Here is a 26,791-nt window from a genome sequence, read left to right as displayed (position 1 = left end):
TAGCTAAACTACGAACAATACCCTTTTTTATTTTGGAGAAAAAAAGCAACGCCCTTCCAGTTTGTACCTGAAGACGTTGCTTTTCTAATTTATTCTAATTCCATTTGTTTTGTTTCGGTTCCAAGAAATGCTACAGCCATAGCTGCAATAAGAATAGCTCCACAGAAAATCGCAAAAATCACGTTAATACCGATTTCAGCAGTTAAAAGCGTACCCACTAGTAGAGGTCCAAGAATACCACCAATACGACCAAATGCTGCAGCCATCCCCGTTCCCGTTCCACGAATAACCGTTGGATATTGCTCTGGCGAATAGGCGTACAACGCACCCCAAGCCCCTAGGTTAAAGAAGGATAAGAAGGCACCCGCCACAATCAAACCTGTAATAGAATCAGCATTTCCGAAAGCTAAAGCACTGGCTGCCGTTCCGATCAAATACGTAACCAATACAAATTTCCGCCCAACACGTTCGATCAGCCACGCTGCTGTAAAATACCCTGGTAACTGCGCAAGTGTCATGATCAATACGTATTGAAAACTTTTAATAAGCGTGAAGCCTTTTAATACCATTACACTCGGCAACCATAAGAACATTCCGTAGTATGAAAAGACTACCATAAACCACACAATCCACAACATCAATGTAGGGCGTCTGTATTTCTTTGACCACACGTCTTTAATATTCATAGAAACCGAGCGTAACACATCTTTTTTGGCAGAAAACTGTGGAGAATCTGGTAAATTGATGCGCAAATATATGGCGTAAAACGCTGGTAACGCCGTTAACAATAGGGCTACGCGCCAGCCGAAAGACGGAATGATAAAATACGAAATTATCGCAGCTACTAACCAGCCAGCCGCCCAGAAACTTTCCAGCAACACAATCACGCGACCTCGTTCTCTTGCCGGTACACTTTCTGCTACCAAAGTAGAAGCTACCGGAAGTTCTCCACCCAATCCCATTCCTACAAAAAATCGTAAAATCATAAATGCTGCAAGTGTTGTAGTAAATGCAGAAATACCACTAGCAATTGAAAACAACAAAAGTGTAATGATAAATATTTTCTTTCTACCTACACGGTCAGCATAAATCCCAAAAACAAACGCCCCAACCGCCATCCCGATGGAGTTTACACTTCCAATCCAACCCATTTGATTAGAAGTTAATCCCCAATCTGCATGAAGTGCCGCAATTATAAAAGCTAAAATACCAACATCCATTGCGTCAAAGAGCCATCCGAGCCCAGCAATGCCTAATAATTTGTTTCTTGATATCGTACCTGGTTTTTTTTCAACTGAAGTTGACATCATCATTCTCCTTGTCTTTACAGATGTAAACAGTGTCTTTACACCACTATACGCTGATGAAAGATTAGTGACAAGTCACGATCGAAAGTCTGTTTTTTCAAACATCTTTTATTAAGTGGAGGAATTATTAGTTGATGAAATAATCGCGGCATTAATACTGACCATCATTGCTGCTTGTTGAGCTTGCATCAACGCTTCCAATGATGTAGAAAAAGCCATATCGGCAATATTTTGAACTTCTATATTATCAGCCATTGTCTGTTGGACTGCCGTTGAAAATGCCATATCTTTATACCAACGAAACATTTTTTCACTTTCGAGTTCACGGGTGTTCGACACAATTTCGTTTAGCGCATTGCCACCTACTCCTGTTACTGCCAAAAAACCAAGAATAGGATATTGCGCATACTTAATTTTGACTTTTTCATCTTTAAGGAATTGCTGAATCGCCACTACTTTTCCGACCATTTCCGGATTATAAACTGGAGATTCAAACGTCATAATTTGAGACAACCATTGCAGGTCATTCCCCATCGAAAACCCTTGTTCCCGTAAGTCTTTGTAATACATATTCATAGTCGCCGCTCGTTCTTCAACAGTTCCTTCTCTGCTCCCCAATAAGGCTGCGTAAGGAATATCTTCATTCGATGTTAGAAATTTATGATGTTTCTTCATTTCTTCGTATAAGGCTCTTGCACGTTCTGCTTCTTCAGGACTTTTCATCAATAACGCCGCTAAATACGTATACGATGTTTTCCAAAATCCTGCATCGTTAAGTGCTTGTTGATTTTGATTCACCAATTTTAACGAGCTTTCTATACTTTCTTCTTTTAACACCATAAAAGCAGCTGCAACATGGAGTAAGTGAGATCGCAACGGAGAAGTCCATCCTTCATTTTTTTTAATAATATTGACGGCTTCCTCATGCAATCCGGCATCAAAATTTCGCCCACGCCCTAAGTATATATTGGTGACAGCTAATGATATTCGCTTGTCTACTGCCCAACCAGTTGTTTTTGACACTTCTGAGAAAGTTTGTTTAATGTGCTTACGATCCATTAAAAACGCCTCCTTTTTTCTTTATTACGAGAAAGGGAGGCGTTAAGTTTCACTATTAAACAATCAACACTAAGCTAACAGCCATAACAGCCATACCGGCTACTAATCCATAAATAGACAAATGGGCTTCATCGTATCGTTTTGCAGCAGGCAATAGCTCGTCAAGTGAGATAAAGACCATAATCCCCGCAACACCTGCAAAAATAACGCCGAACAACGTGTCGCTTAAAAACGGCATTAAAAACAACCATGCCGCAATCGCTCCAACTGGCTCCGAAATACCCGATAAAAAACTGTACTGCAAAGCTTTTAACCGACTTCCCGTTGCGTAGTAAATTGGTACCGAAACCGCAATACCTTCAGGAATATTGTGTATTGCTACGGCGATTGCAATCGCAATACCAAGAGCCGGATCTTGTATAGCCGACATAAATGTAGCAATGCCTTCAGGGAAATTATGAATCCCGATCGCTAACGCTGTAAAAATACCCATTTTTCGTAATCGGGCATATTCATCATTTGTTGGGCCATCATCCATATCCTCGACCTTTTTTACTTCATGCGGATTCCCCAACTTCGGCAAAATGCGATCGACCATTGCCATGAAAATCATTCCGCCAAAAAAACCCGCAAGCGTTAACCAATACCCCACAACTTCTCCTTGTGCATTCGTCAAAGCATCTTTTGCTTTAAAGAAAATTTCAATCATTGAAACGTAAATCATAACTCCAGCTGAAAAACCCAATGAAATCGATAAAAATTTCGTATTCGTGCGCGAGGCAAAAAATGCGATTAAACTGCCGATTCCCGTAGCAAGTCCAGCAAACAGAGTTAAACCGAGTGCAAATAATACATTACTATCCATACACGCGCCTCTTTTCTAACTCTAGTGAATAAAAATAGTATACGTCAAAAAGGTTTTCTTCAAAACTTTTTTAGCGCCAAATTTCTATAATTATTCTACTTTCCCTAAAAGTTCTTTTAACCTACGCCAATCTTCATCTTTCAATTCACGCACAGGCGGATTATAAAAAACGCTAGCTGGATGGAATGTAGGAAAAATATGATACACCTCATCGGTTTCTTTAAAGCAGTTATTTGCATCATCCCAATATAGTATTGGCGTTTCGATCAGCACCCCATGGAGTTCTGTAACTTTTGCTTTCGGTCCAATTAACCTTTGTAAACCAACATTTCCTAACGTCACAATTAGCGGCGGGTGAATGTCTTGAATTTCCTTATCCAATATCGGTGCATGAGCAATAATTTCTTTTTTTGTTGGTGCACGGTTGTATTTCCGTTCGACCATTTCACCATTGCGCTTCTTTTTAGTTCCCCATTTATACGGTCTGCTGCGGACCGCACTTGTAATATAAACATCTTCTCTCGCCAAACCGACACCTTGCAAAGAAGCCATTAATTCTTTTCCTGCCCGCCCTGTAAAAGGAATTCCTGTTTCGATTTCGTTTTCTCCTGGAGCCTCTCCTACTAGCATAATCGCCGGATTTTCCGGACCACTTCCCCACACAAATCCCTCAACCGGATATCCATCAATTCTTTCTTTACCAAGCGCAACTAATTCTTCTGGAATTTTATACACGAAATCACCCCTAATTTTCATCAATGTTAGAAAACCTAACATTTAATTTCAAAAAACACTTGCATTGTCAGAAAATATAAACTAATATGTTAACAAACCTAACATGAAGGAGAGGGAACCATGAAAAAAATCGAAACTATTATTCGTCCATCCGTGTTTGGAGATGTTCGCCAAGCTTTAGCACTTGAAGGAATAGACGGATTGAGTGTAACGGAAATTGCAGGAATCGGAAAGCAAGAAGGTCGAGTAGGCTTATTCCGCGGAAATGCCTATAAGATGGAATTTTCTCCAAAACTAAAGTTAGAAATGGTGGTGGATGACCATAAAGTCGAAGATATCATCCAAGCTTTACTGGAATATGCATCTACAGGACAAGTGGGAGATGGCAAGATTTTCATTTATCCGGTTGAAGAAGCAATCAGAATTAGAACAAAAGAACGCGGCGCTGTCGCGATTGGATAAGGAGGAGATTGGATGGAAGCAGTTCAAAGTTCAGTAGATATGATATGGGTGATGCTCGGGGCTATGTTGGTATTTTTTATGCACGCAGGATTTGCGATGGTGGAATCAGGTTTCACTCGTTCTAAAAACACATTAAATATATTAATGAAAAATATGATTACTGTTTCACTAGGCTCTATTCTTTACTTTATCGTTGGATATGCACTGATGTTTGGTCCTTCTTCTTTTGGATTAATCGGTACTCAAGGGTTTGCACTATCAGGTGTTGAAGATATCGGATTCTTTGTCTTCCAAGCTGTTTTTGCGGCTACTTGTGCTACCATCATTTCAGGTGCTGTAGCAGAACGGATGAATTTATCCGCCTATATTTTGTTAACTATCGCGATGACTGCTGTTATCTACCCAATTGTTGGTCACTGGGTATGGGGTGGCGGTTGGTTAGCACAGATCGGTTTTATCGATTTCGCCGGTTCGACAGTCGTCCACTTAACAGGTGCTGTAGCTGCTTTGGTTGCAGCTTGGAAAATCGGACCTCGCATTGGGAAATATAGCGGGAAATCCGTGAATACCATTCCAGGACACAGTTTACCACTCGGGGCTTTAGGCGTTTTCATCCTATGGCTTGGTTGGTTTGGCTTTAATGGCGGGAGCACATTAGCAGCTGATCCTGCACTTGTGCCAATCGTCATTGCCAATACACTATTAGCTGCTTCTGCTGGGATTATCGCCACTGCCAGCTATACTCGACTACGCTATGGACGCATTGACGCTTCGTTAACCATGAACGGTGCTCTTGCCGGACTTGTCGGCATTACTGCTGGCGCTGCAAACGTTTCTTTTGTGGGTGCGATTGTTATTGGTTTATTGGCAGGCGTAATCATGACGGAAGCAATTCGTTTACTCGATTCAAAAATTCGTATTGACGATCCAGTCGGCGCTATTTCCGTTCACGGGATTGCCGGTATTTGGGGAACACTTGCCATCGGATTGTTTGATACGACTGGTGGATTACTATATGGAGGCGGAGTTGAAATTCTCGGTATACAAGCTGTCGGCGTTTTCGCTGTTGTTGCATGGGCTTCTATATCAACGGGATTGGTGTTATTGGCTATCGGCAGCATCGTTCCACTTCGAGTTACTGCTGAAGATGAAGAAGCTGGCTTGGACTTTTCAGAACACGGGTCACAAGCTTACTCGATGCAAGATGTTTTGCACGGTTCACCTGTCGGACACAACAATTCATTTGCACATCGATTAAACCAGCTTGGCGAAGTACCTACTCCTACTCCTAAAAAATCAATCTCTTAATACAGCAAAAAAAGAAGTTCCTGAGATAATTCAGGAACTTCTTTTTTGTGATTTTTATTCAAATGCAGATTGAACGTCTGTTACCATTTGAGCGACAGACTGCAATCCGCCCCCTGAGAGGTACCAGTAATCTGGATCTAAGTAGATAATTTTATCGTTTTTATAAGCGTTTGTTTTTTGAACCAATTCATTTTCAAGCGATTCAGCTGCGTTTGTCCCATTGCCCACTACCGCATTTCGGTCAACCACAAACATCATGTCTGGGTTTGTTTCCAAAATATATTCATATGAAATGCTTTGTCCATGAGTCGACGCTTCAATGCCTTCGTCGGCCTGTTTGACACCAAACACATCATGGATCAAACCAAAACGAGAAGCTGCACCGTACGCACTTACTTTCCCTTCATTCGCAAGCGTAATTAATGCTTTTTCGTCCGACTCACTTACCATCGCTTTCACTCTTTCAATTTGTGCATCAATCGTTGCAAGTTCTTCGCCTACTTGATCTTCTTTCCCGAAAATTTCACCAAGTGTTGTCATATTTTCTTCAAATGATTCCATGTAATTTTCTGTATCTACAGCCATATACATCGTAGGCGCAATTTCAGCAAACTCTTCGTACATATCTGCTTGACGTCCAGAAATAATAATCAAATCTGGGTCCATAACATGGATTGCTTCAAAATCAGCTTCTTTCAGCGTCCCAACATTCTCGTATTTTTCCGCATCCTCATATTTTTCTAAGTAAGCTGGTAAAGATTCTTGTGGCACTCCAGTAACTGATTCAACTCCAAGTTTGTCTAATGAATCAAGAACTCCATAATCAAAAACCACCACTTTTTCTGGATTCTTGGTAAAAGTTGTTTCACCTAGTTCATGCGTTACTGTTATTTCTTCCGCTTCTGCATTTGCTGTAGCAGATTCAGTTGTTTCTTCGGTTGACCCACAAGCAGCTAAAATTGTTACCATCATTAACGTAAATGCGACCAATATCCATTTTTTCATATTGTTTTGAGCTCCTTTTTCTAAGAATTAAAATACACACAAATTCTGCAGTTATTCATTTGTTGAATGGGGATATCCATATCGTAAATTTCTTTTAATGCAGCACTTTGAATAATCTCTTCAGTTGGTCCATCTTTTACGACGCGACCATTTTTTAACGCCACGATACGATCTGAGTAAACAGAAGCAAAGTTAATATCATGTAAAACAATCACCACTGTTTTGCCCAAATCATCAACCAAGCGGCGTAAAATTTTCATAATTTGAACAGAATGCTTCATGTCCAAATTATTTAACGGTTCATCCAGCAAGATATAATCGGTGTCTTGGGCAATCACCATGGCGATAAATGCACGTTGGCGTTGTCCACCCGACAATTCATCAAGATAAGCGTTTTCCATGTCCTTTAAATCCATATAATCAATTGATTGATCGACCATTTTCTCGTCTTCGTCATTTAGGCGGCCTTTTGAATAGGGAAAGCGACCAAAAGAGACAAGCTCACGAATCGTCAAGCGGACATTCATGTAGTTCGACTGTTTTAATATGGATACGCGTTTTGAAAACTCATTGGATTTCAACTTTTTGGTGTTGGTTGAATCAATAAGCACTTCGCCGGTATCTGCATCTAACAAACGACTGACCATCGATAACAATGTAGACTTTCCCGCGCCATTTGGGCCAATGAACGATGTAATTTGACCGCGCTGGATATCAACAGAGACATTTTCGACAACTTGTTTTTTTCCGTACAGCTTTGTCAATTCGCGAACTTGAATCATTTAGATCGACTCTCCTTTAGTAATAGGTAGATAAAGTAAATTCCACCGATGAAATTGATGATGACACTCAATGTCGTATTAAAAGTAAAAATCCGCTCTACTACCCACTGACCACCAACTAAAGCGATGACACTGATGATAATCGCTCCCGTCAATAACACCGAATGTTTATATGACGTAAAGAACTGGTAGGATAAATTCGCGACAATCAAACCAAAAAAAGTAATGGGTCCAACAAGTGCCGTCGCAATGGCGATTAACACGGCTGATAATACAAGCATTTGTTTAACTAACGCATCGTAATTGACCCCTAGATTAATCGCTGTATCACGACCCAGTGTCAAAACATCTAAAGAAGCATTTTGCTTCCAAGCAAAAGCGATCAATAAGGTGATGACGACAAGCGACGTCCAAACCAAATCGGCGTTAACATTGTTAAAGCTCGCAAACATACGATCTTGAATAATCGAAAACTCGTTTGGGTCGATGAGCACTTGCAAGAATGTTGTAATGCTTCCAAAGAAAGTTCCACAAATAATTCCCACTAACAAGAGAAAGTAAATGGGGCGATCGTTCTTTTTAAACAGCAAACGGTAAAACAACAAGGCAAAGATGACCATGACGGCAATCGACAACATGAAGTTCACTTGCTTGTTCACAATTGTCACGTGGCTTGATCCCAAGAAGAAGACCAGCAAGGTTTGAAGCAACATATAAAGTGAATCCAAGCCCATAATGCTTGGTGTTAATATCCGGTTATGAGTAATGGTTTGAAAAACGACTGTTGCATAAGCAATAGCTACACCCGTTAACACCATCGCAAACACTTTCACGCCGCGTCTTGGCAGCGCATAATCAAAACTTCCGTTTAAATCTTGAAACAAATACACAGCACAAGCCGCTAAAGCTAGGCCAATTAGGATGAGCATTTTATGTAAATCACGCATATGCTTTCCTCCTAAACAACAAGAAGAGGAAAATAAAGCTGCCGATCACGCCTACCATCAAACTGATGGAAATTTCGTACGGGTAAATCAGCACTCTTCCTAAAATATCGCACACTAATAAGAAAATCGCGCCAAGCATCGCGGTATGCGGCAATGTTTTTTGAAGATGATCTCCTTTGAAAATTGAGACGATATTTGGGATGATCAACCCAAGAAACGGGATAACCCCTACCGTCAAAACAACTGTCGCCGTAATCAAAGCTACGAGTGTCAATCCGATGTTTACAACACTGCGGTACTTCATCCCCAAATTCTTTGAGAAGTCTTCCCCCATACCCGCTACCGTAAATCGATTCGCGTAGAGATAGGCGATAACAAATACCGGAACACTGATGTAAAGAAGTTCATAACTTCCTTTCATAACCATGGAAAAGTCACCTTGTAACCAAGCAGACATGTTTTGAATAACATCTGCTCGATAAGCGAAAAATGTTGTAATGGACGACAAGATATTCCCAAACATCAACCCAACTAAAGGAATAAATATCGCATCTTTAAATTTGATGCGGTTAAGAATTTGCATAAAAAGAAATGTCCCAGCAAGTGCAAAAGCAAAAGCTACTGTCATTTTTTCTAGCATCGATGCATTCGCGAACAAAAGCATGGATACGAGAATCCCAAGCCGAGTAGCATCTAATGTACCTGCTGTTGTTGGAGACACGAATTTATTGCGACTTAACTGCTGCATAATGAGTCCTGCCATACTCATTCCTGCACCTGCTAGTAAAATCGCAACCAGCCGCGGCAGACGACTGATTAAGAATATTTGTGTCTCTTCCGATTGGAAGTCAAACAAATCAACTATGCTGATACTACTCACTCCGACAAACAAGGAAATGATCGACAGTATGATTAATGTTGGTATTAAATAGCGTTTTTTCATAGCTGCCCCTCATCTGTCTCAAATAACGGTTATTGGTTAGTTGATAGTGATAATCATTATCACTTACTTACCTATTTCAGTATAACACTTGCTAAAACCCAGTCAATGATTAAATGAGAATAATTTTCATTTGGATAAAAATTCGTACCAATTCGTCAAATTTATAACATTATTATTACTAGAAAAAAGAGAGCCTACCAAATGGTAGGCTCTCTGCTTGTAGACAAAAGAATAGTTACTCATTTTTTTGTATGCATGTGGGATTCTCCACACCTAGTGGACGCTTTCCGCGGACTCCGCGCTGAGCCTCCTCGTCGCAAGCTCCTGCGGGGTCTCACCACTTCGTTTTTCCGCTGGAAAGTCAGTGACCGAAGGGAGTTCGGGCAGTGGCTTTGCGACGAAGCTAGCGCAGCGATGCAGGAGCATATCTTTGCCCTTCGCCACTAGGTGCTCCGAATCCTGGAGTGAGTAGGAAAAAATCTTTTGACACGTTATTTATACGGTGAAGCACAGTAAAGAATCTCACTTTTTTTGTAGCAAGAAGCCTTCAACTGGGCTGGTCCACGAAGACTCCTGTGGGACAGCGAAAGCTGAAGACCCCGCAGGAATAGCATTGGCCGAAGCCTGCGAGGACAAGCTTTTGCGACGAAGCTAGCGCAGCGATGCAGGAGCATGGGTTTTCAGTGACGAGGAGGCTGAAGCTGAGCCCACGGAAAGCGAAGTGGTCAGCCTAGTTGAAAATTATGCATTACTATTCAGTTTAATAAAACTTTCTTCATTCTGTTTTATTTTCAGGTCCACTTTTAAGCATCTAGTCATCCTCAACCATTCATTTCTAGTGCTTCTTCTAGTACTTCATCCGGTACAGTAATGGCATCAATCTCATTGTACTTGCTGTATTCAGCTTGCACATCTGATTGAATGTTCATGACTTCTCCTTCAATATTCATATCCATGTCCATTATCATATTCATCTTGTTTGTTAAAAAGGTGTCTTTATCGATATAGATGGTGTAGTTTACCGAATGAATGGTCATGTCTTCAAGTGCCATTTGAGCTTCGATTTCCATTTGTCCTAACGTTTTTTCTAGCTGCTGATCCATCAATTCTTGAAATTTCTCTCCAGAGGCATCAAGTGTCAAAATATACTCCTCTGCAGTTTGCTCAAAAGTGAAATCATCTTGAAACTCATTTAACTCTTCTAATTGTTGCGCAGGATCCGCAGTTTGTTGGTCAGCCAATTCTTTTAAACCTGCAATACTTTCATCAGGCATTTTCAACCACATCGCCATTGTGCTTTCATACATATACATGCCTTGATCGGTGAAATACATTTCCATATTCATTGGATTGGTATTGTCTATATCCTCCGACACAATAACTGTTTCTGCCGTTTGATGAAATGCTAGCGGTTCAGTGACCATATCCATCGCTGCGTCCATTTTCATATTCATCACCATGCCATCCGGCTGCATCTCCATTACTTGATCAGTTACAATATCAGCGTGCAAGCTCGTAATAGCTTCAGATGCTCTTACTGATTTCGCATACAATTCTTGAACGGTTAACTCACTGTCTTCCCCTTTTGTCGACTCATCACCAGATGCCGGTTCCGCTGTTTCACCACAAGCTGAAAGTCCAATCGTTAAAGTCGTCGCGCTCATAAGCAGTAACCATTTCTTCATGTTAGTGATCCTCCTTTTACTCAGATTGAATTTCCTTTTTAAATGACCTATATATACGGAGCGCACTGGAAATCGTTTCATAGTTTCATATTCTTTGTTTACCCGATTCTGGTCGTTTATTTCATTAACTTCGATTATACTTTTCAGTGCGAGTATAAAACGAGGTGAAAGCTTTGAGATTAAAACAGTTTTTTCAGTATTACAAACCGCATAAACGGCTATTTGTCATCGACTTTTCTAGTGCTGTTTTTGTAGCTATTCTTGAGTTGGCATTTCCAGTTGCCGTTCAATGGTTTATCGATGACTTACTGCCAAGCGGAAATTGGAATACCATCACTACCGTCAGCTTTTTGCTACTAGTCGTATTTCTATTAAGTACGTTTTTGCAGTATATCGTTAGTTATCTAGGACACAAACTAGGAATTAACATCGAAACGGATATGAGAGAAGAACTATTCACACATGTGCAGCGCCAATCTTTCCGGTTTTTCGACAATATTAAAACCGGACATATTATGAGTCGGGTCACTAATGACTTGTTTGATATCGGCGAACTTGCTCATCACGGACCTGAAGATTTCTTCATCGCGATTATGACGTTCTTTGGTGCTTTCGGCATTATGTTTTGGATCAATCCGAAACTAGCGCTCGTCACATTAATCGTTATTCCATTTCTCATCTGGCTAATTACGTATTGCAACATTAAGATGAATCAAGCTTGGGGCAGTATGTATGGGAAAATCGCTGAAGTTAACAGTCGTGTCGAGGACAGTGTCTCAGGTGCACGGGTAGTGCAGTCTTTTACCAATGAAGAATTTGAAATCGAACGTTTTAAAAAGGACAATGACCGCTTTCGCCTTGCGAAAATGGTCGCTTATAAAGTGATGGCGGCGACTCACTCCAGCATTTATATGATGACTCGCCTTTTGACTTTGGTTGTATTGGTATATGGCGCTTGGCTCAACTTCCAAAACCAGTTATCGTACGGGGAACTTGTCAGTTTTGTTCTCTTTCTGAATGTCTTGATCAAACCCATAGATAAAATCAGCGCATTACTTGAACTTTATCCAAAAGGTATGGCCGGTTTTAGTCGTTTTCGTGATCTAATTGAACAAGCTCCCGACATCAATGACCAGCAAGACGCTGTAACCGTTGAGACATTAAACGGTGACATCAAGTTTGAAGACGTCTATTTTGGCTATGATGATAGTAAAACAGTGTTATCCGGAATAGATTTAGAATTACGTGCTGGAGAAACCGTTGCGTTCGTCGGTCCTTCAGGAGCAGGAAAAACAACGATTTGTTCATTGATCCCTCGTTTCTACGACATCCAACAAGGTATCATTTCGATTGACGGGATGGATATCCGGAACATGACTAAGCATTCGTTACGTTCACAAATTGGCATTGTGCAACAAGACGTCTTCTTGTTTACAGGAACTATTCGCGAGAATATCGCTTATGGGAAAAGACATGCAAGCGACGAAGAAATTTTAGCTGCTGCGAAAAAAGCTCATTTAGAAGATTTTGTTCAGAAATTACCACAAGGATACGACACACAAATTGGTGAGCGCGGATTAAAGCTATCCGGTGGTCAAAAACAACGTTTAGCGATTGCACGGATGTTCTTAAAAAATCCACCAATTTTAATTTTGGATGAAGCAACGTCAGCGCTCGATACACAAACCGAACGCGTGATTCAAGAAGCTTTAGCGGAATTAGCGGAAAACCGCACAACGCTCATTATTGCTCACCGTCTTGCAACTATACGAGATGCCGATCGCGTTGTTGTGGTGACGGAAGATGGTATTGCTGAGCAAGGTGGATATAGTGAATTGCTCCAAACGGATGGCGTTTTCGCAAACCTTCATCGGATTCAGTTTGAACAATAGAAAAAGCGGATCTCATCAAATGAGATCCGCTTTTTTCATTCTAGCTTCCGATGACAAACTGCTCGTAGCGGTCGTAATCCGCGCGGCTCAGTTCGACTTTTAGTAAAGTACCATCTTCTTCGTATTCGGTTTCGTGAATACTCGCATGTTCATTAAGGTAAGCCACAACATCTCCACGACTAAACGGAACGATCATTCGGCACGTCACGTAATCTGCGAAAATTTGCTTTTTGATGACTTCTAATAATTCATCAAGACCAACACCTTCTTTTGCTGCAATCCATAATCCATCACCGTTCATAGCTGGATAGCGTACTCCCGCTAAATCTGACTTATTAAAAACATACAAAGTCGGAACGTTTTCGACCCCAACCGCATGCAACGTCAGATTCGTCACATCCATCATATAACGGTGTTCTTCATTCGAAACGTCAACGACATGAAGGAGCAAATCTGCATTTCTTGCTTCTTCTAAAGTAGAGCGAAATGCTTTTACTAGATGGTGAGGCAATTTACTGACAAAACCTACTGTGTCAGTTAGCAAAAAGCTCTTATTGTCTTCTAACCGAATCTGGCGGACAGATGTTTCTAACGTAGCAAACAGCATGTCTTTTTCAAACACTTGCTTTTCTTCGTTTTGCCCTGTTTTTGTTAACAAGCCATTCATGACCGTTGATTTCCCAGCATTCGTATAGCCAACTAACGATACAACAGGCATTCCTTTTTTAGTGCGCTGTTTGCGCTGTGTAATGCGCTGATCTTTAATGTGTTCAAGTTCTTTATGAAGCTTGGAAATTTGATCTTCAATTTTACGACGATCTAGCTCTAATTTCGTCTCACCGGCTCCACGGTTAGCCACACCACCACTACTACTCCCACCTTGACGTCCGAGTGAAGCTCTCAAGCCGATCAAACGCGGCAACATATACTGAAGTTGAGCCAACTCTACTTGTACTTGCGCTTCACGTGTTTTTGCCCGACGTGAAAAGATATCTAAAATCAGCATTGTACGGTCTATAACTTTGCACTCTAAATCTTCTTCCAAATTCCGAATTTGTGAAGGAGACAATTCATCGTTGAAAATTACTAAATTGGCATCAGACTCTTCGTAAAAAGCCTTTATTTCTTCTACTTTTCCGCTTCCGACGTAATGCGAAGGGTTAATCCGTTCCAAGTTTTGTGTAACTTCGCCCACAACTTCTACGCTGCACGCCTCTGCTAAATTGCGCAGTTCTTCCATTCCATAAGCAAAATGAAGGTCTTTTTGAAGTTGGACACCCACTATGACTGCTTTTTCTTGTAATTCATCCATTTATCTTGTCCTCCTATTTCAGGAAAGAAAATTCCCATTCAGTCTATCCATTTTAACATAGTTTACCTGTCGCCTAATGATTGAGGGGGCAGCCAGTAAAGACCTTCTTCAAATTCAAGCTTGGTTGTGCCATTCGCAAAGTAGACTTCTTCTAAACGTTCTTTTGACTTGGTGGTTTTTCTGAATTCAATACGACAATTATCCAATTCAAGCGTGTCACCTAAAATTTTTCGCCATTCATTTTCAACTTCACTTGGACTCCAAACACCAAAAACGCATCGATCAATCGACATCGCTTCATTAGTCGCTTGAACAACACCTTTTTCTCTTAACTTTTTGTAACGTTGTTCATCGGTTTCCTGCCATTCGATAAAAAATGGCGGTGGCAACTTCATAGATATAGCTGCTTTTACAAATAGCATTTTCCACTTGATTAACTCCCCATCCTCAGTACGGCGTTCTGCATTTAAAACACCAGTTGTCTCAATTCCACGTTTTTGCAAGTCTTGGTCTACCCCCAAGATATTTTTAGTTCTCACACAAATTGTTCCAAATCCTTTTTGGTCATGCAGTAACAGACGTGTCAACGGATGTTCAACTTCTGTTGCAACTTCTTGTTTTTCTACTGACAACCATTCAATATAACAATCTTTTAAATACAGCAATACATTTTGCGTTCCCCAATTGATATGTCGCCCTCCTAGAGAAGCTGGGAAACCTTGTGCTCGCCAATCGGAAACGATTTCCTTTGGATTTTTTTGTACAAAATGAACAATGTGATCTAATTCCATTAAGCACCTCACTAAATTTTCGTCTTAAGTTATACCGTTCGCCACCTTGTCTAAAGTCTCCTTTAAGCGTTTAAAAGGAACTTCTGCGGGAATGGTTATATAACTATATTAATTGCCTCACTATCCTCGAAAATGCATGGTCCTATTTTGATGAAAAACAGCTTTTTTATTGAAAACTGCCCACAACAAACTATCCGCTCAAATCACAATTTTTTTAACGACAATTACGTTTTTTTACTAAAACGGTGGTTTTCTCCATTTATTTTCGATAGGCTAAAGTATAGAAAAAAATTGAGGAGGTTACCATGAATAAAGAATTCTTAAAAAATCCTGTATTTATCGTATCCGCTGCCGTCATTCTTATTCTTGTTATATTAGGTGCGATCACACCCGTAAAATTTGGAGAAGTAGCAGGACGTTTGTTTAGTTTTACTACCTTGAATTTCGGTTGGTTTTATTTGCTTGCGGTTTTTATCATTACACTTTTCCTTATAGCAATTGCATTATCTAAGTTTGGACGTATTCGACTCGGTCCTGATGACGATCGTCCAGAATTCCCTTTCTTTACTTGGATCGGCATGTTGTTTTCAGCCGGGTTTGGGGCTGGCCTAGTGTTTTGGGGAGTAGCTGAACCAATGAGCCACTTCTTCACTTCTCCTGTGGGCAGCGACGCATTAACTCCACAAGCCGCAAGAATTGCTATGGGTTATTCATTTTTTCACTGGGGAGTTAGCCAGTGGTCGGTATTTGCCATTGTTGGTCTTGTCATTGGTTTTTTGCAATTCCGCAAAAAGAAGCCTGGCTTGGTTTCAACAGCTCTTGAACCCGTATTAGGAAATAGACCTTTAGTTAGAAATTCCATCGATTCTTTAGCTGTCATTGCTACCGTAATGGGAATTGCTACATCTCTTGGATTAGGTGTATTGCAAATGAACGGCGGTCTCAACGCTGTATTCGGTCTTGATAACGCCTTCCCAGTTCAATTAGGCATTATCGCAGTAATGTTTGCGGCTTATACTTTATCGTCTTCTACAGGACTTAAAAAAGGAATTGCCTACTTAAGCAATTTAAATCTTGGCCTCGCCTTAGTTTTAATGGTCTTCGTCTTTATTGCGGGACCAACTGTTTTCATCATGGAAACTTTCACGTTAGCACTCGGCGATTATATTACAAATTTCGTGCAATATAGTTTACGATTAGAACCTTATGCAAATGGCCAGTGGGTGCAAGGGTGGACCATTTTCTATTGGGCATGGGCCATCGCTTGGTCACCGTTTGTAGGGGCATTTGTTGCACGTGTTTCAAGAGGACGCACAATCCGTGAATTCGTTATGGGTGTACTCGTTATTCCACCTGCTATTGCTTGTTTATGGATTGCCGTATTTGGCGGTACAGCTCTTTGGTATGATTTAAACCAAGCTTCTGGCATTGCTGAAGCAGTAAATAATGATTTAACATCGGCTTTATTTCAAACTTTCGGCGTTCTCCCATTGACGACCATCATGTCGATTTTAGCAATATTACTTATTTTCACTTTCCTAGTGACTTCTGCTGACTCTGCAACCTACATCTTGGCATCTATGACCAGTTTCGGCAGTTTAAATCCACCTACAGCCTTTAAGATTGTATGGGGTGTGTTAATGGCCTCAATTGCTGCAGTTCTCTTATATGCGGGTGGATTACAAGCTTTACAGACCGCTTCACTTATATCCGCCTTACCTTTTACAGTGTTGCTTGTATTAATGCTTTGGGCTTTCACTAAAATCATTCGCACAGAGTCCCCCCCTATTCGGGAGTCTGAACTTGAACGATTTAAACGCATGGATCAAGAAATGAAAAAGCAACGCAATAAATAATGCAAAAAGGCGTACAGCATTTCCTAACGGAAAGTGAGCTGTACGCCTTTTGTATGTTTTATTATTTGTCTTCGTTGATCAAACGAACTGTTTCATCAAACTCTTTGTCAATCTGCTCATCGCGTTTGTAAGTAACAAGACTTACAAGCCAAGTAACAAGAAGACATAGGAAGAAGCCTGGAATAATTTCATAAACACTGCCCATGAAATTTGTTAGGTCCGTTGCGCCAGCATCCTCTGCAGATGTACCCATCGAATCCCAAACAATAACTGTGACGGCACCAACAATCATTCCGGCTAATGCACCTTTTGAAGTCAGCTTGCGCCAAAATAGTGACAATAGAATAATCGGTCCAAAAGCAGCACCAAATCCAGCCCACGCATAAGCCACTAAGCCTAAAATCGTGTTATTTTGTTCCCATGCCAAGTATGCTGCAATAACAGCAATCAATGCTACAGCTACTCGTCCAAGTGTTACATAACCTTTAGCAGATGCCTCTTTTTTAAAGGCAATTTTGTATAAATCCTCAATAAGTGCCGAAGAACTTACTAAAAGCTGAGAAGAAATGGTACTCATAACAGCCGCTAAAACAGCTGCTAATACAAATCCCGCAACTAATGGATGGAACAAAATTTGACTCAAGTCAAGAAAGACTGATTCTGGATCTACTAACGTCGCTGAAGGATTTTGCTGGAAGTAAGCAATACCGACAAGCGCAGTTGCAGTAGCTCCAATAAGGCTGAAGATCATCCAGCTCATCCCAATACGGCGAGCAATACGAACTTCTTTTAAGGTCTTAATGGCCATAAAACGAACAATGATATGCGGTTGGCCAAAGTAACCAAGTCCCCAAGCGGCTGCTGAAATAACACCGATTGTAGATGCTCCCGAAATTAAGCTCAACATATTCGGGTCTACTTCTCGAATGCTTGCAGCGGTTTCGCTAAATCCACCTGTAGCGAAAATCCCCACAATTGGCACTGCGATTAAAGCGAGCACCATCATGACACCTTGAACGAAATCGGTATAACTAACAGCAAGGAATCCACCGAACAATGTATAAGCAACGACAACAATCGAGCCCAGTACAAGTCCTAGATGGTAATCCATTCCGAACGAGCTTTGGAAGAACAATCCAGAAGCCACCATACCGGATGAAACATAAAATGTGAAAAAGATTAAGATGATGATACCCGAAACAATTCTTAATAACCGTGATTTGTCTTTCAAACGGTTTTCCAAGAAACTCGGAATCGTAATCGAGTCACTCGTAATAAATGAGTAAATCCGCAAACGTGGTGCTACAAAGAACCAGTTTAAAAAGGCACCAATTGTTAATCCGATTGCAATCCATACCTCAACTAGTCCGCCAAGGTAAATCGCACCCGGTAAACCTAGTAAAAGCCATCCGGACATATCCGATGCTCCTGCACTCAGTGCGGCTACTGCTGGTCCAAGCCCCCTTCCACCAAGCATATAGTCAGATAAGTCGGCCGTTTTACGATAGGCATACCAACCGATATAAAGCATTGCACCTAGATAAACGGCTAAAGCAATGATTTGATAAGTTGTATCTGTCATTTTATCCCCTCCTTACTTAACAGTGTAACATTATTGACACATTTGAAAAGTCCCCATTTGCGGTTTTAGTATAAATAAAAGTGGGAAGTAAAGCGGTAAGGAGGCGATTTTTGATGCCATGGAACAAAAAAGACTACCCAGATTCGTTCAAAAACCTTAATGCTGATGTCCGCAATAAAGCCATTGAGATTGCGAATGCCTTGCTTCGCGATGGCTATGAAGAAGATCGCGCCATACCGATTGCTTTAGAGCAAGCCAAGAAAACTGAAAACAGTGATGAGGACCGACCAGTCTACGAGATTAAAAAACACGATGAAGGATGGCAGTTAAAGAAAAAAGATAGCAAAAAAGCGATTTTAATCGAAGAAACAAAAGAAAGTCTTATGGGAGAAGCCAAGCGCTACGTTAACAAAAACCACGGTGAACTTCATATTTATACGGAAGACGGCTCCTTGTCAGATACGCTTTATGAATGAGTGGAATAATAAAATGCCGCTGTCAGCTGACAGCGGCATTTTACTTAAACCAACCTTTTTCTTTGAAGCGAGAAATGGCTTCAATGCGATTGCCCACTTCAAGTTTATCCAAAATAGTTGAAATGTAATTTCTTACTGTACCCGTTGTAATAAATAATTCCTTCGCAATTTCTTTCGTGCTTCGTCCTTCGGCAATCAGTTCCATAACTTGCTTTTCTCGATCGGTTAATGGGTTTTCATCAGCATAAGCCAAATCCACCAATTCCGGGGCATAAATCCGGCGACCAGACATAATGGTCCGAATCGAAGTCGCTAAATCTTCACTTGGACTGTCTTTCAACAAATATCCACTGACTCCGGCTTTTCTAGCGCGCTCAAAATAACCGGAGCGGGCAAACGTCGTCAAAATAATGATTTTACACGGTTGATCTTTTAAAATCTCTGCAGCGTCTAACCCACTTTTTAACGGCATTTCAATATCCATGATGCAAATATCAGGCTGCAAACTTTCGACAAGTTCGATTACTTCTTCTCCATTAGCAGCTTTTCCTACTACTTCCATATCTTCTTCCAAATCGAGCAATGAACCTAAAGCTCCCAACATCATCCGCTGGTCTTCTGCTAGTACAATTCGAATCATTTCACATCCTCCTTTGAACTATAGAGAATTACATTCGGTACTCTAATATTTAAGGTAGTACCTTCCATTACTTTAATATCTACCGAGCCGTTTACAAACTCTAAACGTTCACGCATCCCTACTAAACCATTGCCTTGTAAAGATGTATTTCCTTCAGGAAATCCTACGCCATTGTCTTGAACTTGAACAAGAAGCTCTTCCGGATTTTGTTTGATCAAAATACTGCAGCGCGATGCCCCACTGTGTTTCACCACATTTGTTACAGCTTCTTTCAAACACATACTCACCACATTTTCGACTAAAAGCGGCGTGTTGGTTAGCTGTGTTGACCCATAAAAAACAAAATCGATTTCAGCAGCTTTTAAAATTTGTTGCACGCGCAATAGTTCCTCATCGAGTTTAGTACCGCGCATATTCGATACAAGCTCACGCACTTCTTTTAATGCTGTACGCGCGGTTTGTCTCACATCATTTATTTCATTTAAAGCAGATTCTGGATTGCGGGTAATTAGCTTTCCAGCCAAATCACTTTTCAAACCAATTAATGATAATTTTTGTCCTAATGTATCGTGCAAATCCCGAGCAATTCGCTCACGCTCTTCAATGATTACTAGCTGTGAAATTCGTTTATTCGCATCTTCAAGCTGCCCTTCGAGCTTTTCACGCTTATTGCGATTATACGTATTAAACGGCAAGAGAATGACACCTAGTATACTCAATACGATAAATGGCAATTGAGATATGTACAATTCACTATGATCAAAAAAACCAAATACGACAGCTGTAATCGTCAAACCAATGTGAAGTCCATAAATAATGAAAAATCCAACTTTGTTACGTAAATTGCCGATAAAAAATGCAACAAAAATAGACAGATAGACATATCCAAACAGAAAAATCATTCCGATGTTTATGGCCATTTCAAAACTCACCCACACGTACACAAAGCCAGTTTTCGAATTAAAAGATAGCCTATATGCAATAAAGAACATTAATAAAAGCAAAATACCAAAAATAAAATCCGTCATCGAAGAAGAACGAAAAATAAAGAAGAACGGTAAAATACAAAAGATGACCCAGGCGTAAAGACTCAACCATGGATTTTTAGGGAATATTTGATACCAACTTTGCATAAGGCCCTCCTCTTTCTTTATTATTCAATCATAGCAAATAAAACACAAAAGAAAAAACCATTCAGCTAAGAATGGTTTTTCACTTCTTTATTGTTCAACCGTTTTTGACTCACCTAGTAAATGTTTGATATCACCAAATGTAACGAATGTTTTATTTGGTGCATCATACAATTTATAGCGTAACGATTTAAGACTCGATTTAATATTGATTGTTGTTGCTTGTTGAAGCGGTGGTGTTGACTCATGCGCTTTTTCCAAATTGTAGTTTGGCACACGCGGGCTCAAGTGATGCACATGGTGGAAACCAATGTTTCCAGTTACCCATTGCAATACTTTTGGAAGTTGATAATACGAACTTCCATCTACTGCCGCTTTCACATAATCCCACTCGTTTTCATCTTCAAAATACGAATCTTCAAATGTGTGTTGTACGTAGAATAACCAAATTCCGAAAGCTCCAGCCACAAACATCGTCGTACCTTGTATGATTACGAATGCCTGCCAACCAATCGCCAAAATTAATAGCGTATAGATAACCACTAAAGAAATATTGATCAAATACGTGTTGTTGCGTTCTTTTTTGCGTGCATCTTTACGATTAAAACGACTTGAAATTAAGACAAGGAATAATGGTCCAAATCCGAACATAACCAGTGGATTACGGTACAAACGGTATTTGAATCGTTCCCATTTTGACGCTTCTACATATTCTTCGATGGTCATAACCCAAATATCGCCAACTCCGCGCTTATCTAAGTTCCCACTTGATGCATGGTGAATCGAGTGTTCGCGTTTCCACTTTTCGTAAGCGAAAAGTGTCATAATCCCTGTAATTGTCCCCACAATCGCATTCGCTTTTTTGTTTTTGAAAAACGAACCGTGAGTGCAATCATGAAAAATGATGAACGTACGAATGACAAATGCTGCTGCAACAACAGACAATGCGATTGTCAGCCAAATTGAAACATCGAGTGCTTGATAAGCTAAAAACCAAGCCAGGATAAATGGTGGAATTGTATTTACTAATTGTCTAACACTTGCTTTTACATCTGCTTTTTCAAATGGGGCGACAAACTTACGTAATTGCGCTGTTTTCTCTCTGCTCATGTCTTGTCTTCCTCCTTAGACGGACGTTTTCGGTCCGAATAACTTATTAACCTTATCTTAACGGCAAACCCATAGGCGTATAAGACACAAACGTCTATATTTCTATATGACAGTTGTCATGTATTTCTAAATATCTCCTTCTTTAAAATTACAAGTAATACGTGTATAATATTAATAGTCAGAAAAATCAGAACGAGGTGAGGCGTATGACTGGCATGATTGCTGTCATTATGGTCTTTTCAATTCCACTAGCTGGCATTATTACTGCCCACTTGCAAAGCCAAACCAAGCTTAAAAGTAAAATGATTGAAAATGAGTTAGAACTAGAAAAACTAAAGCACGAAAACTTTGTTATTGAAACACAAAAAATGCGTCTAGAGCTTGAACAAATGAAGTTAGAAGATGCTAAAAAAGATGAGAATTTGCTATTAAAATAAAGCTAGTAGAATACTATCAAAATACTAAAAACCGCCGTCACATAGTTACGTGATGGCGGTTTCAGAGTGTAGACAAAGTCTATTGAAAATGTATAGTTATGTATAACCACAACCCTTCTGGCCACTACGCTTTCCATGGGCTCAGCTTCAGCCTCCTCGTCACTGAAAACCCATGCTCCTGCATCGCTGCGCTAGCTTCGTCGCAAAAGCTTGTCCTCGCAGGCTTCGGCCAATGCTATTCCTGCGGGGTCTTCAGCTTTCGCTGTCCCATAGGAGTCTTCGTGGCCAGAACGGTTGTTAGGATATAGCTTTAATTAGAGAAAGTAACCAGCGATTCCACTTTTCAAGAGAATTAATGAGTAATCACACAAGGATCCGAAGCGCAATGCGGCGAAGGGCAAAGATATGCTCCTGCATCGCTGCGCTAGCTTCGTCGCAAAGCCATTGACCGAAGTCCCTTTGGTCACTGACTTTCCTGCGGAAAAACGGAGTGATGAGACCCCGCAGGAGCTTGCGACGAGGAGGCTCAGCGCTTCGTCCGCGGAAAGCGTCCGCATGGAGCGAAGGATCCAGTATATAGGATAAGATCAATATACATTCGTTAACTAACATAATAATTCTTTTGTCTACAAGCTGAAACCGCCGTCACATAGTTACGTGACGGCGGTTTTTCTATTAGGTAAATACACTATTTTCAATTTCTTTAAGTTGATAGAAATACGCTTTTTTCTCCATCAACTCGTCGTATGAACCACTTTCTACGATGCAGCCTTTTTCCATAACGATAATCTGATCCATTTTTTCAAGCCCTGTTAAGTCATGACTGATGATGACAAACAAATCATCTTTATGTTGCTGGAACATCTGCTGGTAAATGGCATGCCCTGTCAAACTATCCACAGAAGATACCGGTTCATCCATAAGCCATAGAGACTTCCCTTTTAACATGGCACGCGCAATTGCCAGCCGCTGCTTTTGACCTCCAGACAAATTCTGACCTTTTTCTTCTACCGTCATACTCAGCGGAAGTATATCGAGTTGTACTTTAGCCAGCACGTCAATCATTTGCTCGTCTGTCGCTAAAGGGTTCGCAACTAATAAATTGCTCCGGATTGTACCATAAAAGAAATGGTTTTCCTGCAAAACAATATTCATTTGTTGCCAAATTTCTTCTTGCTTAAGTGCTTCTACAGGTATGCCACCGATGGATAACTGGCCTTGGCTGAGAGGAAAAACACTTAACAGTACTTGCATCAAAGTCGATTTCCCAGAACCACTCGGTCCGACTATCGCTGTTTTTGTGCCTGGCAGCAAGTGAAGAGATATACGGTCCAGGGCTAAGCTGTTTTCGTTTGGGTATTGAAAAGATACTTTATCCAATCTTATATCAAGCGGGCCACTTGGCATAGGTTCTGATCCTTGTGGTAAATCAGGTTCAGCCACAATCTCTTCTAATCGCACAGCTGCTTTCCGACTTTCTTCAAAATGTGTTGGAAAAGCAGCCATAGGTGCAACGTTTTCAAAAGCAGCAATGGAGACCATGACGAGCATTGCTAAATACAAGCCATCTAGTTCACCAGCTGCAACAAAATAAGCGCCTACGCCTAAAACAAAAAAGGAAACGAGTAACGCAACAAATGCGTTCATAGATTGAGCTAAGTTTTCTTCTAATCCTTCTTGTCGTTGCCCCTCATTATATTGTGCTGCGTCACTTTTCAATTGTTGTTCTTTTGCGTTAAGCTGTTGATGAATTTTTAAATCCCGAAATCCATAAAGGAATTCTGTCGATTCGATCGCTAAATTCCCTCTTTGCGCTCTAACTTGTCCATCCATGCGACGCTTTCTACTAGAGAAAAGTGCTGGAACCACCACTACCGTTAACAACATCCCGATAAAAATCACAATTGCAATACCTAGTGAGAAAAATGACGTGAAGAAAACAACACTTAAAAAAACAATGCCCAGCACTACTGGCGGATAGAATACGCGCAGTAAAAAGTTTTGCAAACTTTCAACGTCTCCAACAATTCGGGACAGTAAGTCACCACTTCGATATTTGCTAAATATTCTTGGCGCCAGTGGAGACAAACGCTCAAAAAACGATACTCTTAAGTGACTGAGCATTGTAAATGTCGCTCGGTGAGAATATAAACGTTCTCCATAACGACTTAACGCCGATGCAAAACCAAATAATTTCAAAACAGCTGCCATGACGACCAATGTAGTCATTTGTGAAGTTAAGGCGGCTTTTGAAATCAAGTAACCACTTGACCCCATCAACGCGACACCTGCAATACCTGCTAAAAACCCGAAAAAGATGGCGATTAAAACATCCTTTTTTTCAAGAAGCGTCAATTTCAACACAAGCGTTAATTCCTTCATCGCAAGCCACCTCCTTGCTGCGCTGCAAGCATTTCTTCGTAAGGCACATACGTTTTCAATAGTTCTTGATGATTTCCAGTTGCATCCAGTTTTCCATTATCTAAAAATAAGATGATATCTGCTTCTTTAATCGTGTGAAGGCGGTGAGCCACCGTAATAACCGTGGAAGTTTTTTTCAATTCATGCAAAGAGTCTTGCAAAACTTTCTCAGTTTGTAAATCTAACCCGGTCGTTGGTTCATCAAATAAAATAAGTGACGGTTTTTTCAAGAAAGCCCGTGCAAGTGCAATTCGTTGCTTTTCTCCCCCAGACAACCCGCGCCCCGCTTCGCCAATGGGTGTTTCAAACCCTTTTTCAAGTGTGGAGACCATTTCTGCAATGCCTGCTTTTTTAGCCGCTACCCTCACCTCTTCATCACTAACATCGCCTGTAACACCCATCTGTATATTTTCTCGAATAGTGCCAGCAAAAAGGTATGGATGTTGTGAAATGTAACTTAATTGGTTAAACCAAGATGTTTCACTAATGTTTTCTCGAGCGACACCATTTATAAAAAAATGACCTTGACTTTGTGGAAGAAGACCCGCTAAAAGGTGCATGAGCGTTGATTTTCCCGAACCACTTTTTCCGACAATTGCCACTTGACTATAAGGTGGAATTTCCACATTGAGCGGAGCTAATGCAAACCCGTCTCCGTATTGAAATGCGAGTTGTTCTAGTGATAAATGAGGAGGTTCTTGCGCCACTGTTTCTTTCCCCCACGTTAACTCAGCATAAGGCTTTTCGAGTTCAATAGATAATTGGTTTGCGGCCGATAAACTGCCTCGCGCTGTATGAAACGCACTGCCGAAATCCTTTAGCAAATTAAAGAAATCGGGCACTAAGATCAGTATAAAAAATGCTGTGAAGAAGCTAATGCTATCGAATACAACAAGTCGCAATCCTATTTCTAGTGCAACAATCCCGATACTTAACATGGATATATACTCAAGCATCAAAGAAGAAAGAAATGCTGATTTTAATACTTCCATTGTAGAATCTCGGAAATCTAAACTACTTTTCCGAATCGCTTGCTGCTGCTTTTCAGCTTGTCCAAACAGCTTCAGTGTTGAAAGACCTTGTAAAATATCGAGAAAAGTACCTGAAAAACGGTTGAGTTGTTCCATTTTTTCGTCGGCTTTTTTCTTCGTTCCTTTTCCAACCAATGCCATAAATACTGGAATAAATGGTGCTGTAATTAAAATAATGACTCCACTTGTCCAGTTTTGCGAAAAAATTACGCCTAACAAAATCACAGGAATTATATACGTTTGAATCATTTGAGGAATATATTTACTATAAAAGCCATCTATTTCATCTACTGAATCCATTAACAAACCTACTTTTTGACCCGATTGACCTTGAGCTGCAGCCAGCAATGGGTTTCTAGCAAATGATTGGATTAAAGTATTTCGAAATTCATTTTTTACGTCAGCAGCCAAATTGACTCCTGTTTTGCCTATCGCATATCCTGATCCGGCTCGCAGTAAAATCGATAGTAACAGCCCACCGAATAATGGGATTAAACTTTCAAACGTAGCACTTTGAAGAAAAACACGATCTGCAATCATCACAAAAAACAGGGCTTGACCAATCGTAGCAAGTCCTTTTAAGATCGACATCGCAACTAAGAATGTCATTGTGTTTTTCCGTTGAAATGCCAACTGCTTTAAATCGTTCATGCCATTCGCTCCTCTGCTTTATCTCCTTCTATTATAAAGCACCCCTTAGGGAAACCCCCGTCGATTGCCTACCTTTAAAGGATTTTCGAGAGGTTTTGTTACAGCTCTGTTCACAAATTTATCTTTTTCCCACAAAAAAAATCTGCTAGCAATACTACGCTGCAGATTTAAAATCATTAATTTTCAATTGTTTTTTCATAGGAACCTGTTGCAAAAATGGCCGTCTTCAACCAAGCCATATCTTCTTGTATTTTCTTCTTTAAAGACTGATCCACGCATTTTCGGTATTCTTCCATTAACTTTGTCAATTCATACTCGAAAATGGCTAATTCTTCTTCAGTAATCATTATAAACACCCTTTTAG

At 40.5% G+C, this 26,791-nt stretch carries 24 protein-coding genes; 6 read left to right on the top strand and 18 right to left on the bottom strand.

Features of this window, described 5'->3' with window-relative positions; genetic code table 11:
- Positions 1-89 precede the first annotated feature (89 nt).
- The 4 genes from BCM40_RS02330 to BCM40_RS02315 all read right to left on the bottom strand — a co-directional run bounded on the left by BCM40_RS02330 (position 90) and on the right by BCM40_RS02315 (position 3,987).
- Positions 90-1,307, bottom strand: coding sequence for an MFS transporter (locus BCM40_RS02330; RefSeq protein WP_065527325.1), 1,218 nt, complete (start codon positions 1,305-1,307; stop codon positions 90-92).
- A gap of 111 nt (positions 1,308-1,418) precedes the next feature.
- Entirely contained in the window at positions 1,419-2,366 is a 948-nt protein-coding gene (locus BCM40_RS02325; protein ID WP_065527326.1) for a DUF4003 family protein, read from the bottom strand.
- A 55-nt stretch (positions 2,367-2,421) separates the two neighbouring features.
- On the bottom strand, positions 2,422-3,231 hold the full coding sequence (gene zupT, locus BCM40_RS02320; protein ID WP_065527327.1) for a zinc transporter ZupT: 810 nt from the start codon (positions 3,229-3,231) through the stop codon (positions 2,422-2,424).
- A 90-nt stretch (positions 3,232-3,321) separates the two neighbouring features.
- The gene (locus BCM40_RS02315) at positions 3,322-3,987 is read right to left on the bottom strand and encodes a uracil-DNA glycosylase (protein ID WP_065527762.1); all 666 of its coding nucleotides are present in this window, start codon (positions 3,985-3,987) and stop codon (positions 3,322-3,324) included.
- A gap of 99 nt (positions 3,988-4,086) precedes the next feature.
- Here BCM40_RS02315 and BCM40_RS02310 point away from each other — a divergent pair, with 99 nt between their 5' ends.
- Complete coding sequence (locus BCM40_RS02310) at positions 4,087-4,428, top strand: P-II family nitrogen regulator (protein WP_065527328.1); 342 nt, start codon at positions 4,087-4,089, stop codon at positions 4,426-4,428.
- A gap of 12 nt (positions 4,429-4,440) precedes the next feature.
- On the top strand, positions 4,441-5,736 hold the full coding sequence (locus tag BCM40_RS02305; protein ID WP_065527329.1) for an ammonium transporter: 1,296 nt from the start codon (positions 4,441-4,443) through the stop codon (positions 5,734-5,736).
- Between the two features lie 54 nt (positions 5,737-5,790).
- On the opposite strand, the gene BCM40_RS02300 is transcribed toward BCM40_RS02305, so the two are convergent.
- The 5 genes from BCM40_RS02300 to BCM40_RS02275 form a co-directional block, all read right to left on the bottom strand.
- On the bottom strand, positions 5,791-6,741 hold the full coding sequence (locus BCM40_RS02300; RefSeq protein ID WP_065527330.1) for a siderophore ABC transporter substrate-binding protein: 951 nt from the start codon (positions 6,739-6,741) through the stop codon (positions 5,791-5,793).
- 20 nt (positions 6,742-6,761) lie between these two features.
- Complete coding sequence (locus tag BCM40_RS02295) at positions 6,762-7,523, bottom strand: iron ABC transporter ATP-binding protein (protein WP_008432297.1); 762 nt, start codon at positions 7,521-7,523, stop codon at positions 6,762-6,764.
- Positions 7,520-8,470 (bottom strand): iron chelate uptake ABC transporter family permease subunit, encoded by a 951-nt coding sequence (locus BCM40_RS02290; protein ID WP_065527331.1) that lies wholly within the window; start codon positions 8,468-8,470, stop codon positions 7,520-7,522. The genes BCM40_RS02295 and BCM40_RS02290 overlap by 4 nt, the downstream gene beginning before the upstream one ends.
- Positions 8,463-9,413 (bottom strand): ABC transporter permease, encoded by a 951-nt coding sequence (locus BCM40_RS02285; RefSeq protein WP_065527332.1) that lies wholly within the window; start codon positions 9,411-9,413, stop codon positions 8,463-8,465. Before BCM40_RS02285 ends, BCM40_RS02290 begins: the two co-directional genes overlap by 8 nt.
- A gap of 821 nt (positions 9,414-10,234) precedes the next feature.
- Entirely contained in the window at positions 10,235-11,098 is an 864-nt protein-coding gene (locus BCM40_RS02275; RefSeq protein WP_065527334.1) for a DUF6612 family protein, read from the bottom strand.
- Between the two features lie 173 nt (positions 11,099-11,271).
- Here BCM40_RS02275 and BCM40_RS02270 point away from each other — a divergent pair, with 173 nt between their 5' ends.
- Positions 11,272-12,990 carry an ABC transporter ATP-binding protein gene (locus tag BCM40_RS02270; protein ID WP_065527335.1) on the top strand — a complete coding sequence of 573 codons (1,719 nt, stop codon included), beginning with the start codon at positions 11,272-11,274 and terminating at the stop codon, positions 12,988-12,990.
- Between the two features lie 40 nt (positions 12,991-13,030).
- Here BCM40_RS02270 and hflX read toward each other — a convergent pair whose 3' ends face one another.
- A complete protein-coding gene (hflX, locus tag BCM40_RS02265) occupies positions 13,031-14,302 on the bottom strand; it encodes a GTPase HflX (RefSeq protein ID WP_065527336.1) in 1,272 nt (423 codons plus the stop codon).
- Between the two features lie 62 nt (positions 14,303-14,364).
- A complete protein-coding gene (locus tag BCM40_RS02260; protein ID WP_065527337.1) occupies positions 14,365-15,093 on the bottom strand; it encodes a VOC family protein in 729 nt (242 codons plus the stop codon).
- A gap of 305 nt (positions 15,094-15,398) precedes the next feature.
- On the opposite strand from BCM40_RS02260, the gene BCM40_RS02255 reads away from it, so the two are divergent.
- Positions 15,399-16,949 carry a BCCT family transporter gene (locus BCM40_RS02255; protein WP_065527338.1) on the top strand — a complete coding sequence of 517 codons (1,551 nt, stop codon included), beginning with the start codon at positions 15,399-15,401 and terminating at the stop codon, positions 16,947-16,949.
- 61 nt (positions 16,950-17,010) lie between these two features.
- Here BCM40_RS02255 and putP read toward each other — a convergent pair whose 3' ends face one another.
- Complete coding sequence (putP, locus tag BCM40_RS02250) at positions 17,011-18,531, bottom strand: sodium/proline symporter PutP (RefSeq protein WP_065527339.1); 1,521 nt, start codon at positions 18,529-18,531, stop codon at positions 17,011-17,013.
- 113 nt (positions 18,532-18,644) lie between these two features.
- Between putP and BCM40_RS02245 the strand changes: the two genes are divergently transcribed.
- Positions 18,645-19,007: a DUF2188 domain-containing protein gene (locus BCM40_RS02245; RefSeq protein ID WP_065527340.1), complete on the top strand. Its 363-nt coding sequence runs from the start codon at positions 18,645-18,647 to the stop codon at positions 19,005-19,007.
- Between the two features lie 40 nt (positions 19,008-19,047).
- Here the strand turns inward: BCM40_RS02245 and BCM40_RS02240 are convergent, their stop codons facing one another.
- The 3 genes from BCM40_RS02240 to desA all read right to left on the bottom strand — a co-directional run bounded on the left by BCM40_RS02240 (position 19,048) and on the right by desA (position 21,887).
- On the bottom strand, positions 19,048-19,647 hold the full coding sequence (locus tag BCM40_RS02240) for a response regulator transcription factor (protein ID WP_038702433.1): 600 nt from the start codon (positions 19,645-19,647) through the stop codon (positions 19,048-19,050).
- A complete protein-coding gene (locus BCM40_RS02235; protein WP_065527341.1) occupies positions 19,644-20,780 on the bottom strand; it encodes a sensor histidine kinase in 1,137 nt (378 codons plus the stop codon). Before BCM40_RS02235 ends, BCM40_RS02240 begins: the two co-directional genes overlap by 4 nt.
- A gap of 87 nt (positions 20,781-20,867) precedes the next feature.
- Positions 20,868-21,887, bottom strand: coding sequence for a Delta(5) desaturase DesA (desA, locus tag BCM40_RS02230; protein WP_065527342.1), 1,020 nt, complete (start codon positions 21,885-21,887; stop codon positions 20,868-20,870).
- Between the two features lie 206 nt (positions 21,888-22,093).
- Between desA and BCM40_RS02225 the strand changes: the two genes are divergently transcribed.
- The gene (locus tag BCM40_RS02225; RefSeq protein ID WP_065527343.1) at positions 22,094-22,324 is read left to right on the top strand and encodes a hypothetical protein; all 231 of its coding nucleotides are present in this window, start codon (positions 22,094-22,096) and stop codon (positions 22,322-22,324) included.
- Between the two features lie 675 nt (positions 22,325-22,999).
- Here BCM40_RS02225 and cydC read toward each other — a convergent pair.
- From cydC to BCM40_RS16425, 3 genes are all read right to left on the bottom strand, one after another.
- The gene (gene cydC / locus BCM40_RS02220) at positions 23,000-24,706 is read right to left on the bottom strand and encodes a thiol reductant ABC exporter subunit CydC (protein ID WP_065527344.1); all 1,707 of its coding nucleotides are present in this window, start codon (positions 24,704-24,706) and stop codon (positions 23,000-23,002) included.
- Complete coding sequence (gene cydD / locus BCM40_RS02215) at positions 24,703-26,427, bottom strand: thiol reductant ABC exporter subunit CydD (protein WP_065527345.1); 1,725 nt, start codon at positions 26,425-26,427, stop codon at positions 24,703-24,705. Before cydD ends, cydC begins: the two co-directional genes overlap by 4 nt.
- A gap of 176 nt (positions 26,428-26,603) precedes the next feature.
- Positions 26,604-26,774, bottom strand: coding sequence for a hypothetical protein (locus BCM40_RS16425; protein ID WP_169818706.1), 171 nt, complete (start codon positions 26,772-26,774; stop codon positions 26,604-26,606).
- Between the last annotated feature and the right edge of the window lie 17 nt (positions 26,775-26,791).

The organism is Planococcus donghaensis, assembly GCF_001687665.2.
In the GTDB taxonomy this organism is placed as follows: Bacteria; Bacillota; Bacilli; order Bacillales_A; family Planococcaceae; genus Planococcus; species Planococcus donghaensis.
Note: the sequence above shows the minus strand (reverse complement) of the source record. Positions and strands in the feature narration are given on the sequence as shown.